General features: G+C 66.8%; 9 protein-coding genes. 2 read left to right on the top strand and 7 right to left on the bottom strand.

Features of this window, described 5'->3' with window-relative positions; all coding sequences use genetic code 11:
• Positions 1-42 precede the first annotated feature (42 nt).
• From WMF45_RS04170 to WMF45_RS04160, 3 genes are read right to left on the bottom strand one after another with little or no spacing between them, the layout of a single operon-like run.
• Positions 43-567: a hypothetical protein gene (locus WMF45_RS04170; protein WP_437715672.1), complete on the bottom strand. Its 525-nt coding sequence runs from the start codon at positions 565-567 to the stop codon at positions 43-45.
• Positions 558-4,613 carry a DUF6531 domain-containing protein gene (locus WMF45_RS04165; protein ID WP_437715671.1) on the bottom strand — a complete coding sequence of 1,352 codons (4,056 nt, stop codon included), beginning with the start codon at positions 4,611-4,613 and terminating at the stop codon, positions 558-560. The genes WMF45_RS04170 and WMF45_RS04165 overlap by 10 nt, the downstream gene beginning before the upstream one ends.
• Positions 4,614-4,635: 22 nt before the next feature.
• Positions 4,636-5,928: a hypothetical protein gene (locus tag WMF45_RS04160; RefSeq protein WP_437715670.1), complete on the bottom strand. Its 1,293-nt coding sequence runs from the start codon at positions 5,926-5,928 to the stop codon at positions 4,636-4,638.
• Between the two features lie 360 nt (positions 5,929-6,288).
• Here WMF45_RS04160 and WMF45_RS04155 point away from each other — a divergent pair, with 360 nt between their 5' ends.
• Positions 6,289-8,085 (top strand): DUF2169 domain-containing protein, encoded by a 1,797-nt coding sequence (locus tag WMF45_RS04155; RefSeq protein ID WP_437715669.1) that lies wholly within the window; start codon positions 6,289-6,291, stop codon positions 8,083-8,085.
• Between the two features lie 204 nt (positions 8,086-8,289).
• On the opposite strand, the gene WMF45_RS04150 is transcribed toward WMF45_RS04155, so the two are convergent.
• The 3 genes from WMF45_RS04150 to WMF45_RS04140 all read right to left on the bottom strand — a co-directional run bounded on the left by WMF45_RS04150 (position 8,290) and on the right by WMF45_RS04140 (position 12,756).
• Positions 8,290-9,579, bottom strand: coding sequence for a DUF1552 domain-containing protein (locus tag WMF45_RS04150; RefSeq protein ID WP_437715668.1), 1,290 nt, complete (start codon positions 9,577-9,579; stop codon positions 8,290-8,292).
• A gap of 71 nt (positions 9,580-9,650) precedes the next feature.
• Positions 9,651-11,321: a DUF1592 domain-containing protein gene (locus WMF45_RS04145; protein ID WP_437715667.1), complete on the bottom strand. Its 1,671-nt coding sequence runs from the start codon at positions 11,319-11,321 to the stop codon at positions 9,651-9,653.
• 601 nt (positions 11,322-11,922) lie between these two features.
• Positions 11,923-12,756, bottom strand: a complete 834-nt coding sequence (locus WMF45_RS04140) for a helix-turn-helix domain-containing protein (protein ID WP_437715666.1) — start codon at positions 12,754-12,756, stop codon at positions 11,923-11,925.
• Between the two features lie 122 nt (positions 12,757-12,878).
• Here WMF45_RS04140 and WMF45_RS04135 point away from each other — a divergent pair, with 122 nt between their 5' ends.
• Positions 12,879-13,730: an NAD(P)H-binding protein gene (locus WMF45_RS04135; protein WP_437715665.1), complete on the top strand. Its 852-nt coding sequence runs from the start codon at positions 12,879-12,881 to the stop codon at positions 13,728-13,730.
• 49 nt (positions 13,731-13,779) lie between these two features.
• Here the strand turns inward: WMF45_RS04135 and WMF45_RS04130 are convergent, their stop codons facing one another.
• On the bottom strand, positions 13,780-14,586 hold the full coding sequence (locus tag WMF45_RS04130) for a hypothetical protein (protein WP_437715664.1): 807 nt from the start codon (positions 14,584-14,586) through the stop codon (positions 13,780-13,782).
• Positions 14,587-14,763: the final 177 nt, after the last annotated feature.

Below are 14,763 nucleotides of genomic sequence, written 5' to 3'. Positions count from 1 at the left end.
TGCGGTTCTTTGTGCTCACCCGCTTCGATCCCCGCCGGCCGGCTAGGCTGCCGACCACATGACCCGCATGTTCTTGCCGACATCGGCCGTGGGTACAGGCAGCGCGTCCTGTGGCTCGAGGATGAACTCGTATCCGGCCTCGACAATCCTGCATCCGGTAGCATCTAGCAGACGGAAGCCGCGCACCGTAACGCCATAATTCCCAGGCTCGACGTCGACAGGCTTCCAGCCGAGCCCCTCGGTCCAGTCCCGAAGCACCACCAGATCCGCGATGACCAGTCCGTGCGCTACACGGAGTGGGAAGACTTTGTTCTCTGCCACCACGGTGCCGCGCACGATCTCGGGTTCGCTCGAGCGCCGAACGATCACCTTGTACGGCGAATCGTCAATGGCGAGGACGGGCACGATCAAGCCCTCTTCCAACACACGATCTCCATCATCCGAAGTCGTAAATAATGCGAACAAATTTGTACCATCTTCGATGGCGCCACCATACCGCCGCCGTAGCAGGTAGGGCTCAAACAAGACAATACCATTGTAATCGACAACGATGGTTTCTATGAACATCCGCCCTGACCTTTCATCTGCTGCTCGTGCCACTCTTTCAACCTGTCTAGAGCCTCTCTTGGAGTGACACCGCTCGCCAAAACTTCGCCAGTGCTCGGAATTCGCAGATCGCCCGTGAGGTGCGCAACATCATCAAGCCCCTTTCCGGCAGCTTCGAAAAGCTCATCTGCCGTACCATTCCAGGGCCCCTGCAGTTTACCGACGTGCGGCCTCTGCGCGCGGTGAATGAATTCGTGATCACCAGGGGTGTACGGGTTCGGGAAGAATGTCGGCGTGTCGTACTCCGTTGCAAGGTGGTCGAGTCCGATGCTGGCCGCCTTGCCACGTGGGATGAGGTGATGTCCCATGCCGCTGTCAGAATTCCATGCCCAAGGCATCAATCCCAGGGGGTCGGAGAGCCTCGTGGGATTCAATGGATATGCGAACAGGTTCATCCCGCCGAGCAATCCGACGGGATCTCGGCTGATGTATTGCCCGGCGCTCGGATCGTAGTACCGAAACCTATTGTAGTGCAATCCGGTTTCGTCATCCTCGTACTGCCCTGGCCATCGCCAGGGGCATGCGGTGTCATCGCGAGCGATCTCTGCTCGACCGTAGCTATCGAACGAGCCTTCCCATGCGACCTCGCCACGATCGTCGTAGACCGCCGTGGGCGAACCCAGGTGGTCGTTGGCGATCCAGAATAGCCGGTCATTCTGTATCTTACCTATAGGCATGAACGTCTCAGGAGCGAATATCCAGGTAACATTCTCTTTCCCTGTCGACACCTCATGCAAGGGGACGTCTCCATCCCAGATCCATGCTGTCTCTTTGTCCCCGTCCCTCTTCTTAAGTCTGCGGCCGAGCGCATCGTATGCGAATGTGATCTTCTGACCATCAGGTCGCTCGACCTCCCGGAGGAGCCCTGCGCCGTTGTATCTATAGCGCCAGCACGATCCGTCCTGGAGTACCCTCTCTATCAGGTTTCCGTTCACGTCGCGTATGTACCGAATCCCATTTGCCTGGAGAAGCGCTCCTCCTGGGGCGTACACCCGATCGGCTCGGTCGACTTGGCGGTACAGGTTACCGGAGGCGTCCAGAGCGCGATGCTCAACTCGCCCATCAGGGCGTTGTGTCATCGCCAGGCGACCGCAGGCGTCATAACTAAACCGGTCTGCACCTCCTCCTTCCACCTCGATCGCGGCAAGGCGCAGGTCGGGCTCCCACCGGTAATGCTTGTGTCCCAGGCGGCGACCCGGCTGCGTTAGCAACGATTGCACAGGTCTTCCGAGGCTATCACGGAGCACCGAGGCCACCAGACCCATCGCCATTCGGCGCTCGATCTCGAGCCCTGCCGAGTTGCGCGTGAAGCGTACCGACCAACGGTCCTGCCCCGCACCCACGCTGACGGATGCGGGGTCTCCCATGACGTCTCTGTCTATCGCTTCTCTCGCCCCCAGAGAGGAAACGAAGGCCGTGCGGCGCCCACTGATATCGTACTGAGATTCGATCCAGTGTTCTCCCTGCGCCTCACGGAGGACCCTCCCGAACGCGTCACGGAGGAAGCGCACCACGGCAGTCTCATTCTCTGCCTCTATGAGCAGCCCGTCTTCTCGATAGCGGAACGACTCAGATGTGCCGTCGTCATACCGGATTGCTCTGGTGCGTCCAGCTTTGTCACGATCAACAACTGTTCTTGAACCATCCGCTCGGTGTGCAGCGATTACGTATCCACGTCTATCGTGCTCGTAACGCCTCGACTGGCCGTCGAAACCATGCTCTGCTGAGATACGACCGCAAGCGTCGCGCTCCATAGAGTGTTTCTCACCAGCCGGGTTGACGATTTCTACGAGGTGCTCCTCGGTGTCATACCGAAAAATGACCAACTCGCCGGCCTCCTCGCGACGGGCAAGCTTGTGTCGACCAGTGTACCGGAGCCGCACGTGCCGGTGGTGATCCTGCGTTTCGACGAGATTTCCCTCGGCGTCGTAGGCGAGCCGCCGGACGTTGCCGTCAGGCTCCTCCGTCGTGGTTGGCCTGCCACACGCATCATAATGACGACGCTGCACGTTGCCGCAATCGTCGCGTCTGGAGACGGGGCGACCTCGACGGTCATGCTCGAAAACGCGCTCTGCACGGTTGGGTAATCTGATCCAGCCGAGGTTTTTCTCTTGATCATACTCGATCGAGGTGCGCCCCCCTGCGGGCGTGATGATTGCACTCAACTGGCCGCCTTTGTGCTCGAATCTCGTCGCGTCGCCTAGCGGGTTCCGCCGTTCTATCATCTGGCCGGCTTCGTCGTAGAGCCATCGCCAAATTGAGCCGCAGGGATCGATCGCCTGGACGGGTAGATTCCGACCATCGTACTGGACCTGCACCGTCGCCCCATCCGGCCCAGTCAATTTCGTGCAGTTTCCTCGGACGTCGTATTCGTACGTCGTCGAATTTCCCAATGGGTCAATATCCGCCGTCTTCCACAGGTTATCATCGTACTCGTACCGCGTCTCGCCCCCGCATGCGTCGATGACCTTTACTACGGCACCGGCCACATTCATCTCGTACGTCGTCGTGGCATCCAGCGAGTTCGTGACATACGTCACCCGCCCGACCTTGTCATAATCAATCTCGTGATCATATATGCCGCCATCCCCCCATGTTCGGATGCAGTACGCGCCCGGCCCGTTTCCGTCGTATCCGAAATAGAACGACAGCCCAGTCCGGTCCGTCTCTCGCACGAGCAGGTGGCCCTCGTACTCGTACCGCGTCGCGTTCCCCAGCGGATCGATCACCTCCACGAGGTCCCCCTCGCCGGAGTACACGTAGCGCGTATGCGGCACCCAGCCAAGCTGCGTAGGGTGCGGGAGCGAGACGAGCGTCAGCCGCCCGGACTCGTCGTGCTCGAACCGCACAATCCGGCCGCCCGAGTCGCGCACCCAGGACAGCCGGGCGTGAGCATCGTAATGCAGCGTGATCTCGTGTCCATTCCGTGTGCGCTTCCGCACGAGACGGGCGAGCGTCCTGTCCGTGTCCCCTGGGATGGGCTCAAGCTGATGGACGAGACCGTCCGCGGTCTCGATCTCCCAGTGAAAGTGACCCAGGCTGCGCAGCGTCAGGCGATTGATCGGCTCGAACACCTCCTCGCCCGGCCGCATCGCGTGATCGGGCAGGTCGAAGGTGTCGAACTCGATCTCCCGGCCGTCCTCGGCGCGGTACACGACGCAGCCGGGCTCGAGCCATATGGCCTGATCCAGCGGGTGGCTCCAGCCGTGGCCGAGCGGGGAGTCACGGTGCGCCCAGCTCGACATGTACCGTCGCTCGAAGACGAGCGGCAGCGGGCCCGGGAGGTCGAAGTCTCTCGACTCGGTCATCACCCGACCGGTCGCGACGTCCACAGGATGGCCCGTGAAGAAGCAAACCGCGTGGTGTAGAAGGTTCCGCAGCCGCGCGTTCTTGATCCGGCTCACCAGCCGGTGCAGCCGGCTCGCGAGCCACTTGCATTTGATGAGCCCGAACGCGGCCGCCATCCAGTCGACCGCGGGCGGCCCGCCCACGAGCACCGGTAGGCCCTTCGGGATGGCCAGGACCGCCGACGTGGGGAGCCGGATCGGATCGCTGCAGCTCAGGGCGATGTCGCCGAGGCGGCACAGGTTCGCGCCCATGGCGTGCACGGTCTTGGACCCGGTGATCATCACCGCGTCGCCGGGCGGCGGGATGGGCAGCTCCAGCGAGGGCGCCTTGCCCGGGATGATCGCCGGCTTCGGCACCCGCATCATCGGAGCCCAGACGGTCCCCGGTGGGATGATGAAGTGTGGCAGCAGAAAGAGGTTCTTCGCTTCCGTGCCGGTCGTGTTCGCCGGCATCAAATTGATCAACACGGGCCCCTTGAACGATCCGCCGCCGGCCATACCGATCGCGTTGGAGATCGCCAGCCCCGCGGCGAGCCCGATCGGGTCCAGGACCAGCCCGACGAACGGGTGCGGGAACGGCACCGGGAGCATCGGTGGCGGGACCAGCTCGAAGTGGAGATCGATGCCGATGACGATGTCGAGCCACGTGCTGGCGAGCATGCCCGTCTCTCCTCCCCTACCGCTACTCCATGTCGCGGCTGCGCTCCTCGAGCCGCTCCGCCTTGTCCCTGAGCCCTCGACGCCTGAAGAGCGCCGCGAGCGCGCGCGCAACTTCCGCGGCGCTCGACGCCTTCACCTCCGGCGCCCCGGCGGCGTCGGCGACCTCGATCGCCGCAGCCCAGCTCTGCGCCGCCGCGTCGGCGTTCCCCACATCGAGCTGCGCCTGGCCCGCGAGGCGCAGCGCCTCGATCGTCAGTATCGCCGAGCCGGACTCACGCGCCAGCGCCGCGCCGCGCGCGTACGCCACCGCGGCCTCGGCGTGCTCCCTCGCGCGCAGGTGCAGCGCGCCGAGGGCGAACTGCGCCTGCGCCCCGAGGTCCGGCAGCCCGGCCTGCTCGGCCCGCTCGCGCGCGGCGACATAGATCCGCGCCGCGCGACCGGCGTCCCCCGCGGCGACGAGGTAGGCCCCGAGAACGAGCTCCATGAGCGTCGCCTCGCGCGCCAGATCGGCCTGAACGCAGAGATCCCGCGCCCGGGCCTGCTGCTGCACGGCCTCGACGGGCTGCCCCCGGCGCATCGCCTGCGCCGCGCGCAGGACCAGGCGCGCGAGCTCAGTGCCCCGGGAGCCGGCGAGCGGCAGCGAGACGCCCTCCTCCCGCAGCAAGGCGTCGATGCTCTCGGGATCGGCCGGCGGGTGGCCGGGGCGCAGCGGCGGGGACACGCCGCGGGGCCACGCGGCCCCGACCCGCGCCGGACCGACGATGTCCGGCGGCGCCGCCTCGGCCGCGTCGAGCATGCGCGCGAGGTCGCGCTGCGCCTCGGCCTCGTCGACCAGGAACACGGTTCTCATCGCCTGTTCTCCGAGCTGGCCGGCGACAGGCTCGAGCGCCGCCGGCTCCGGGTCGATCAGGATCCAGCGCACCGCGCCGAGACCGCTCGCGCCGAGCAGCACGCGCAGCGCGTCGCAGAGCGCGTCCGGGCGCTCGACGCGCGTCGGCGCCAGCACCACGACCAGCCCCTCGTGCCAGTCCGCGCGGGCGTTCAGCAGCTGCATGAGCTGCGCACCGAACGAGGCGAGCGGCCCGCCGATCACAGGCCGCTCAGGTAGCTCCGGCAGCCGTACGCCTTCCTGCTCCATGCGAGCCTTGCGCTCGGCGTGCTGAGCGCGCAGACGCTCCAGCCGCTCGCTCCATCCCTCGCTGGCGGCAGTGCAGGCGTCCTCCAGCAGCACGAAAGGGCTGCGGTTCTCGGGGTGGAGCTCCTGCGCTGCGGCGAGCCGGAGCGCCGTGGCCCTCAGATCGGCGCTTGTGCGCACGTGAAGCAACCGCAGCTCACGGGCCCGCACGAACCACGAAAGGGTGTCTGCAAACTCCCGGATACGCCGTGCGAACGACTCCATCACATGCTCCGCAGCGCCTCAGCGTGCGGTAGTATACATACTTCACTTACAGTCCACCCGAAATTGCTCCCGCTCGATCCAGCGCGCGCCGGCGTGACGCCGCAAGCGTCCCCGTTGCGTGTCCGTACGGCACGGCGGTCGCACGGCACGCCCTCCGAGGCCGTGGACCCGCCTCGCGGCTCACGATCGAAGGGGCCGCCTTCGCCCCACGGCCTGCGAGGCTCCCGTCCTCTGCAGTTCACCACCGGCCCCGGCAACTGCTAAACTACGCTGCATATGGACGTCGTTTCCCTCTGCCGGCTCCGCGTGTCCAGCTTGCCCTGGCAACCACGTCCGGGCGTGCACGCGTTCACCGCGGTATGCAAAGCAACCTACGATCTACAGCCAGGGACCTCCCCGCTTTCCGTCGAACAGGAACCGCCGTGGGAGAACGACGTCTACAGTGAGGACGATCCTTCGTGGATGCGCGCCGCGAGCGATCTCGCCCCCTTCAAGCGGAGGGCTGACGTCCTGGTGGTCGGACGCGCGCATGCACCTCGCGGACCATCATCACGCGCGCGGATCGCGCGAATTTCGGTGGGACAATGTGAAAAGGCCGTCCAGGTCCCCGCGGGCGGCGCGCGGACAGACGTGCTCGGACTCGGCCCTATCGCGCCGACCTGCTCCGCGCGGACCGCGATGCTCGGGCGTCACGCCGCCCATTGGGTTCATCGAGCGTGGAACACGCGACCGCTGCCTGAGGACGTCGACGGTGCGTTCTTCAATGTGGCCTCTACCGACCAGCAACTCCCACACCTTGCGGGCGACGAGCGGATACTGCTAGAGCTCCTGCACCCGCGGCATGAGCGCCTCGAGACGCGGCTCTTGCGCGTCGCACCGAGGGCACTCGTGCACCGAAGACATGCGGCACCGCAGGAGCTACGGCTGCGCTGCGACACGCTGACCATCGACGCCCATCGAGGGCTGGCAACGTTGGTTTGGCGCGGCGTGGTAGTGCTCTCAGACCCGGCCGACGACGGGCGCGTGACCGTGACCGCGCAGATCGGTGAGGAAAGCACGCATTCAGCCCAACCCCTGGTCGCTCCGGCCCCACGATCCATCATCGAAGCTCCGGGCGTAAAGAGCAGGGAAGCTGCGGTCGTTTCCGGTGCTCTCATCGAGCGGTCGATCGAGGAAGATGACGCCAGCACATCGACAATTGCGTTACATGGGCAGATAGAGGCACATTCGGCGCTTCCGTTCGCACCAGGAAGTACCGAGTACGCATTCGTGAGCTCCAAGCTAGGAGAGCGTGCTGCGGTACCGTCACCGACTGACAGCGAGGAGGGAGAGGGGACTGGCACTGCTCTACTGCAGCCTGCGGCGACGCTGACGACGCTTCAGGCAGCGATGCCGTTTCGACAAGATCACCCGCGCGCAGCAGAGAACGACGAGCGCAGCGCAACGGGATTTATGGCATTCGCCCACCTCGACGTGCACCAGCCGGCGATGGTTCAACCCGTGGCCGAAGAGACGAACGCGATCGTGGAACGACCGCCGATGCTCGGCCACCGGGCAGCGCCCGAGCGCGTGGTTGTTTCAAGCGAACCGTGCGTTTCCGACACGGACAGCCCGCTCTCCGAGGCGTCGCTGACGGAGCCCGACCCGGCGAGCGTGGAGATCTCGATCGAGCAATGTGCGACAATCGCAGCAGAGATCGCCGAGAAAAGGGTCGAGCGCGGCAAGGTTCTGGAATCACATAGAGTCGACGAGCGCACGTGGCGTGAGAGCGAACGGCGATGGCACACGGCGCTCAAGGAGGAGGCTGGGACCGGTCAGCATTCGCTGCGCAAGGCGTACGACAAGACCTACGTAGCGCGAGTCGAGGAATTTCGGGGCCCGATCACGCTGGAAGAGTACATGCGCATCGCTGTAGGTCTCGAGAGGGGGAACGCAGACGTAGTATTGAGTACGCTGCAGATCCAGCGGCCAGCGCTGATGCCAATCGTGCGATGGTGGACGAAGAGAGTGGCGGAGGATATGAGGTTGGCGGAGAAGGCATCGCGTGCACTACGAGAGGCAAGAATGGCCTGATCCGTATCTCACAGGGACGGCGGACGCTGCCATCAACACTTGACAACAATGGCGCCCTGGCCCCCATCCCACGCGCATTGCAGGCGACACCAACTTTGACTGATGCTCTAGATTTCGGAGCAAGAAGAGTCCGCCACGGCCGCGGTCTCAGCAGCCAGCGCACGGTCGAGATTACGCCGGCACCACAGCCGTCCGGGCGCTTGCTCAGGTGAGCGGCAGGGCGCCCCCGGTGTTCAAGACGCCCTCGCCGAAGCTCTTGACGTCCTCGAAGCCCATGTAGTGGAAGCAGCTCACGAGCATGTCGGCGAAGGAGCGATCGCCGCGGAAATCCATCAGCCGACCGCGCCGGAAGTGGTCGTGGGCCTTGCCCGCGAAGACGACCAGGCTGTCCTCGATGCTGTGGCTGTCGCCCTGCCCGAGCTCGTTCCAGTGCACGACGAGCGTATGATCCCAGAGCGTGCCGTCGCCGTCGCTCGTGTTCTTCAAGATGTCGTAGAGCTTCGTGTTCTGCTCCCAGAGGTGCCTGTGGATCTTGCGCACCTTGGCGAACGAGTCGTCGTCGCTGTTGTGCGAGATGTCGTGGTGCCCATCGCTGAGGCCCAGGTTCGAGTAGACGCGGTTGCTGGTGTTGCCGCTCCAGTTGAAATGCACCACGCGCGTCAGATCGCAGGCGAAGGCGAGGGCGCTGATCTTGAAGAACAGCTCGCCGATGATCGCGTGGTTCTCGTCGGCGTAGGGGTTGATCCTCTCGCCGAGCGGGGTCTTCACGCACGAGGCCGCGCCGTTGCCGGCCTGGAGCGCGCGCTCGACGTCGCGCATCGCGTCGAGGTGCTGCTGGATCTTGGCGCGGTCGTCGGCGCCGACCCGGGTGAGGAGGGAGTTGCCCTCTTCGCGCACCAGATCGATGGCCGACTGCTTCTTCGCCAGGCGCCTCAGCACCTCTTGCTGCGCGCCCCCGTCGTCGGGCATGGCGGCGAAGATCCGGGCGTAGGCCTCGTAGGGGTCGGTCTCCGGCGGGATCGGGTTCTGATCGCCCGCGGGCCCCGCGTGGGAGTGGGTGTTCCAGATGTCGTTCCACTTGTCCCCGACGCGGTACACGAGGTGCCGGTGCGCGATGCTCTCGTTGGCTTCCAGCACGCGACCGCCGATCGCGTAGTCGGCGCTCGGCCCCTCCACGTAACCGATGGTGCTCTCGGTGCCGCCGATGGGGAACGAACCGGTGCCGGACTTCCACGGAGCGAGCGAGCTGCCGCCCTGCTGGTGGTTGTCGGCCCGCTCGGACTCCGGAAGATCGTAAAAGTGCTTGTGCAGGTTGTTGAGAAAGAGCAGATCCTCGCGGTACGGCTCGAGCGGGGCGAGGAACTCGCCGAGCTGAAAGCTCGTCTCACCGCGGGCGTCGAAGCGCCTGTCCGTCTCGTCGCCGTTCGCCTGGAACACGAACATGATACGGCGCGGGGACGGCGCCGTCTGGGCTCGCGCGCGGCTCGAACGCATCGCATCGAGGAACGGGAGCGCGAGCGCAACTCCGGATGCGCCACGCAGGAAGGTACGGCGGCTCAGAGGTTTCATTGTTTCTCCGGGACGATGACGGGGCGGTAGCGGAAGGCGTCGGTCTGCGTGAGCGCGACCAGGAGCTCGGACAGGCTGTAGCCGCTGTCCTTGAACGCGAGCGAGAGCGACGCCATCGAGCACCGATCGGCGTCTGTCTTGTCGCGACCGTAGAAGAAGCGGAAGTTTTGCAGCACGTAGCAGGCGCGCGCCTCCTCGCTCTGCGCGAGGCGCTGGCCCAGCTCGGCGGCGTTCGCCACAGGGCCGTTGACGTCGCGCGTGCTCGAGATGGCGCTCGAGGTGTCGATCGGCCTGCCGGCCTCGTCCGTTGTGCGGGGGCGGCCCACGGCGTCGAACGACTCGAACACGACGCCGATGGGATCCATCAGCGCGTGGCACCCCGCGCAGCTCGGCTCGGTGCGGTGGAGCTCGAGGCGCTCGCGCTGCGAGAGCCCCTCTCCCAGGCCCTCGAGATCGAGCTTCACGTCGTTGGGCGGCGCGGGCACGATCTGGCACAGAAGATCGGTGCGCACCTTGAGGCCGCGGCGGACGATCGAGGTGCGCGTCGCCTTGTCGCGCGTGAGCATCATGCCCTGGGTCAGCACGCCCGAGCGGCCAGGCATGTCGACCTTGACGAAATCGTCGCCGCTCACCCCGCTCACGCCGTAGTGCTGCGCGAGCGCGCCGTTCACGAAGCTGTAGTCGGCGGCGAAGAGGTCGTCGAGCGAGCCGCTCGGGCTCGCGAGCAGGTCCTGCACGAACGCGCGCGTCTCCTCTCGCAGCAAGGCGGGCAGGTCGCGCGGGAGGTCCGGATACACCTCCGGATCGCGGTTCATGCTGCTCAGCATGTCGGTGTCGAGCCACTGGTCGAAGTACTCGAGCAAGCGCTCGGCCCTGGGATCGGCCAGCATGCGCCGCACCTGGGCTTCGAGCTGTTCTGGCGTGCCGAGCTCGTCCGCCTCCGCCGCCCGCGTGAGCTCCTCGTCCGGCTGCGACTGCCAGACCAGGTACGAGAGCCGCGAGGCCATCTCGTACGGCGTGGGCTCGGTTACGTCACCCGTGCTCGCCTGGCCGAGCTCGACGCGATAGAGCACGTTCGGCGACTGCAGCATGCTGAAGACGACCCACTCGATGCCGTCGTCGAAGGTGTACCCGTCCGATCCTGCGGTGAAGCGCTCCTCGTAACTCTGGACCTCGGCTTCCGTGAGCGGCCGGCGGTACGCCTTCGCGCCGAAGGTGCGGATGAAGTCGCGCGCGCACTCGAGCTCACCGATCTCCTCCGGATCGCAGGAGACGAGGCCCGAAGCGCGGGCCGCGACAGCGGCGACCTGCTCCGCGGCGTCGAGGAACTTCTGCGCGACGAGCGAGCCGACGCTCAAGAAGCTCGCGTTGTTGCGGAAGCCGAGCGACTCGGACTCGTTCGGAAACGTGGCGACCACCTTGTCGACGGTGGAGGCCACGCCCGGGACGCCGGAGAAGAGATCCTTCACCGTGTTGGCGTACTCGTAATTGCTGAGACGGCGGAGCGGCGCCGTACCGGGCTGCGGCGTCTGGCAGAACGCCGAATCCAGCACGTCTTCCGGGGGCTCAACGATCCCGGGATCGTCCCCGCCGGGGCCCGTGCCAGCCCCTGTGGACTGGCCGGGCCCGCCGATCTGGCCGTTGCAAGCCGCGACGAACGCGAGCAAGAGCGGCGCAGCGTACCTGAGTTGTGAGCCGAAAAGCTCAAGAGACCAGCGATGCGTGTGTTGCTCGGGGTTCACCGTGTTCTCCACGCCGCGCCCGAAGAAAGGCACGAGTTGGTGCGAGCGCCGACCACATGGATAGGCACCTGCACGGGTTCCCGACGCTGCGACTCAACAGCGCCGATTTGACATTATGTACCAGAATCTGTCCCGACCGGCTCACGGCAGAGGTCGATCGCGAACACTTTTGTGCCCCAACGACCCACCAACCCACCCATTTTATCTGCCGCCGTCGCGTTTTTGAACCTCGACGGTAGCGGAGCGCGACACCTCACGAAACATCACTGCTGACAGCAGATACTTCAACTACCAACGATTTCGACGGCTGGACGTGGAGATGTGAAGACATCGAATCGCGCTGGAATCGCGCTGGAGGAGCAGGCGCCTTCCTTCTGCCATGAGGCCGTGGCGCCATCGCCGCGACAGGCACCGTTCGAATCAACAGACCCTCGACCTCATCGATGACAGCCATGGTACCGAGTCAGCGCTGCGCTTCTCCTCCGACGAGGAAAAGAGGCAGATCGAGAACCTGCCGGCGCGGAGGTCACCCCCTCGCCGTCGCGCCGCCGCACCCGGGCCTCGCGGACGGGCGCGCGCCCGCGAGGTAGGCCCGCGGCGTCACCCCGAGCAGCGACCGGAACTCGGCCGTGAGGTGGGCCTGGTCGTAGAAGCCTGTCTCGAGGGCGAGCCGCGCGAGGCTCGTCGTGGCGAGGCGCTCGGCGACGCGACGGATGCGCGCGATGCGCGCGTAACGCTTCGGCGATATGCCGATCTCCTCGTGGAAGAGCGCGCGCAGCGTCCGCTCTGCGACGCGGAGGCGCCGCGCGAGCGCGGGGATGGAGGCGTCCGAGTCGGGTGCCAGCGCAGACGCGTCGAGGGCATCGACGGCGCGGCGCAGGAGCGCCCGGCGCGCCGGGGCGTCGGCCCTCGCGTCGACCGCGCGGCAGAGGGCGTCCTCGAGCAGGCGCACCGCCGCGGCCGGGTCCCCGCCGGCGCGCGCGAGGGCATGGCGAAGCTCGCGCGCGCGTGCGCCCCAGAGGTCATCGAGGGGGACGACGCGATCGACGAGCTCGTGCGCGGCGACGCCGAGCGCGGGCCGCGCGCCCCCGGGGTGGAACGAGAGGCGAGCATAGAGAGGCACCGCGCCCGAGGGCTTGAACGTGGCGCGCTGAAGCGGCCCCACCGCGGCCACGACCGGCTCGCCCCCGGTCCAGCAGGCGACGAGCGACGTGGTCCCGCTCGGCAGCCGCGTCCACCCTGCGGGCGGCGAGGGGACGGCGCTCATCACGTGGACGTCGGAGACCCAGGAACGGAGCGGCGCGCGCGGCGAGAGGTCACGGCTGTCCGAGCGGGAGGACGGGAGCGAGGGCGCAAGCACGACGGCAGTGTAGCGCGCGCCGCCTCGGCCGTCGCGCGCCGAGGAGCTCGAACTTCGTGCCGGAATCTCCAAGAGACGGCTCCGCCGAGACAGCAGGCTTCGCTCTCGAAACGGAGGTGTTCATGATCCTTGTTGCTGGTGCGACAGGCACCATCGGTCGCGCGTTGATCCCACAGCTGCTCGCCGCCCGGGCCGACGTTCGGGTGCTCACCCGCGATCCCGGCCGCGCGCGTGCGCTCTGGGGGAGCGACGTCGAGGTCGCCTGCGGAGACTTCACGGATGCGCCGTCGCTCGGGCGCTCGCTCGAAGGCGTTGAACGCGTCTTCTTGCTCACGGCGCCCGGACCGACGGTGGCCGACCACGATCGCGCGATGGCCGCGGCGGTGATGCGCTCGCGGGTCGAGCAGATCGTCAAGCTCTCGGCTTACGGCGCCGAGCAAGAGGACCTCATCGCGTCCAGCTGGCATCGGGAAGGAGAAGAAGCGGTGATCGCGACGGGGCGCCGCTTCACGCTGCTCCGGCCGGCGGGATTCCACTCGAACGTGCTCGCGTGGGCCGCGAACGTGCGCGCCGGCGCCCCGATCGAGATCTCGACCGGCACAGGCAAGCACGCGGTCGTCGACCCGCGCGACGTCGCGGCCGTCGCCGCCCGGGCGCTCACGTCGAACGATCACGACGGGCGGGCATATACGCTGACCGGGCCCGCCGGCCTCGACGCGCACGAGCAGATCGCGATCCTCGCCGGGGCGATCGGGCGCCCGCTCGCCGCCGAGGACGTCACCGTCGAGCATGCGACGGCGAAGATGCGGGCGGCCGGCGCCCCGGAAGCGTTCGTCGCGGCGGTCCTCCAGGGCCTCACGTTCCTGCGCGACGGGCGCGCGTCAGCCCCGACGGACGACGTCGCCGCCGTCCTCGGCCGCCCGCCGCGGCCCTTCGCGGCGTGGGTCCGGGATCACGTCGACGCATTTCGCTGAGCGCCGGCGAGCCCAGCGGCGCGTCGCCTGGAGGACTTGCATCAGGCGATCATGGGTAGAAGCCGACATCGTCGATATAGACGTCGAAATCCTCCCCTTCCGTGAACCCGAACTCGATCGCGAAGAGCCCCGTGAGATCGACGCCCTCGCCGGTTGGCTCGGCGTCCCCGTCGCCGCGCGCGAACTGCTCGAAGGGGATCACGACCGGGGCCCACTCGGTGCCGAGGCGCGCGGTGGATGACCAGTCGTCGAAGCACGGATTGGCCACGTCCTCTCCCGATTCATCGCAGATGCCGCCCGCGGGGTCCGAGGTCCTGTCCGTGATGTTGACCTTCATCGTCGTCGCCGCGCCCGCTTCGCCGAGCTTGGCCCAGAACACGATACCGCTGTACGCCGACGCGTCGTAGGCGAGCAGGCCCCCGTCGGGGCCGTTCAGCGCGAAGCCGAACCCGGCGCCCCACTCGGTGAAGCCGGATCCGAACGAGTGCATCGCCATCGTGCTCTCGCCGCGCGGCTCCGCGAGCGCCTCCGGGATGAACCCGACGGGATTCTCTTCCGAGTAGACCGGGGGAGTCTGCGTGCCCGTCCCATCATTGAAGCTGTACCAGTAGCCGACCCTGCCACCGGCCTCATCGATGGCGCTGTCGCCGTCTTCCATGTCGTCGATCAGCTCGACGTCGGTGGGGACGACCGCCTCGCCCCCGCCCGCCCCCGCGCCGGCCTCGCCGCCTGCGCCGGCCTCGCCGCCCGCTCCTTCCACCAGGTGGTAGCCGTCGTCCAGCCCCACGAGCGTGGTGCATCCACCGGCTGTGAGCGTCCATGCCGCGCACATCCATGCTGCACGCCTCTTCGCCATATCTTTTCCTACCACCACCGCGTGGGCACGGTCCACCGCGGCCCCACCGCGCCCACGGCACCCAGGAGAGACAGCAACGACCGCCGGCGTTGGACGGATCTGGCCTGCGGCGCTGGACGACACCCGGGACTTGCGGCACAGCGCCGATCCATGAGACCTTCTGTGCGTGAGGTCACC

This window comes from Sorangium sp. So ce448, from assembly GCF_051520915.1.
GTDB classification, from domain to species: Bacteria; Myxococcota_A; Polyangia; order Polyangiales; family Polyangiaceae; genus Sorangium; species Sorangium cellulosum_B.
This window is presented reverse-complemented; position numbering and strand designations above follow the sequence as displayed.

Coding starts and splice junctions, on each gene's coding strand:
- WMF45_RS04150 (WP_437715668.1), bottom strand. CDS start 9,579: ATGCGTTCGAGCCGCGCGCGAGCCCAGACGGCGCCGTCCCCGCGCCGT.
- WMF45_RS04135 (WP_437715665.1), top strand. CDS start 12,879: ATGATCCTTGTTGCTGGTGCGACAGGCACCATCGGTCGCGCGTTGATC.
- WMF45_RS04170 (WP_437715672.1), bottom strand. CDS start 567: ATGTTCATAGAAACCATCGTTGTCGATTACAATGGTATTGTCTTGTTT.
- WMF45_RS04130 (WP_437715664.1), bottom strand. CDS start 14,586: ATGGCGAAGAGGCGTGCAGCATGGATGTGCGCGGCATGGACGCTCACA.
- WMF45_RS04165 (WP_437715671.1), bottom strand. CDS start 4,613: ATGCTCGCCAGCACGTGGCTCGACATCGTCATCGGCATCGATCTCCAC.
- WMF45_RS04155 (WP_437715669.1), top strand. CDS start 6,289: ATGGACGTCGTTTCCCTCTGCCGGCTCCGCGTGTCCAGCTTGCCCTGG.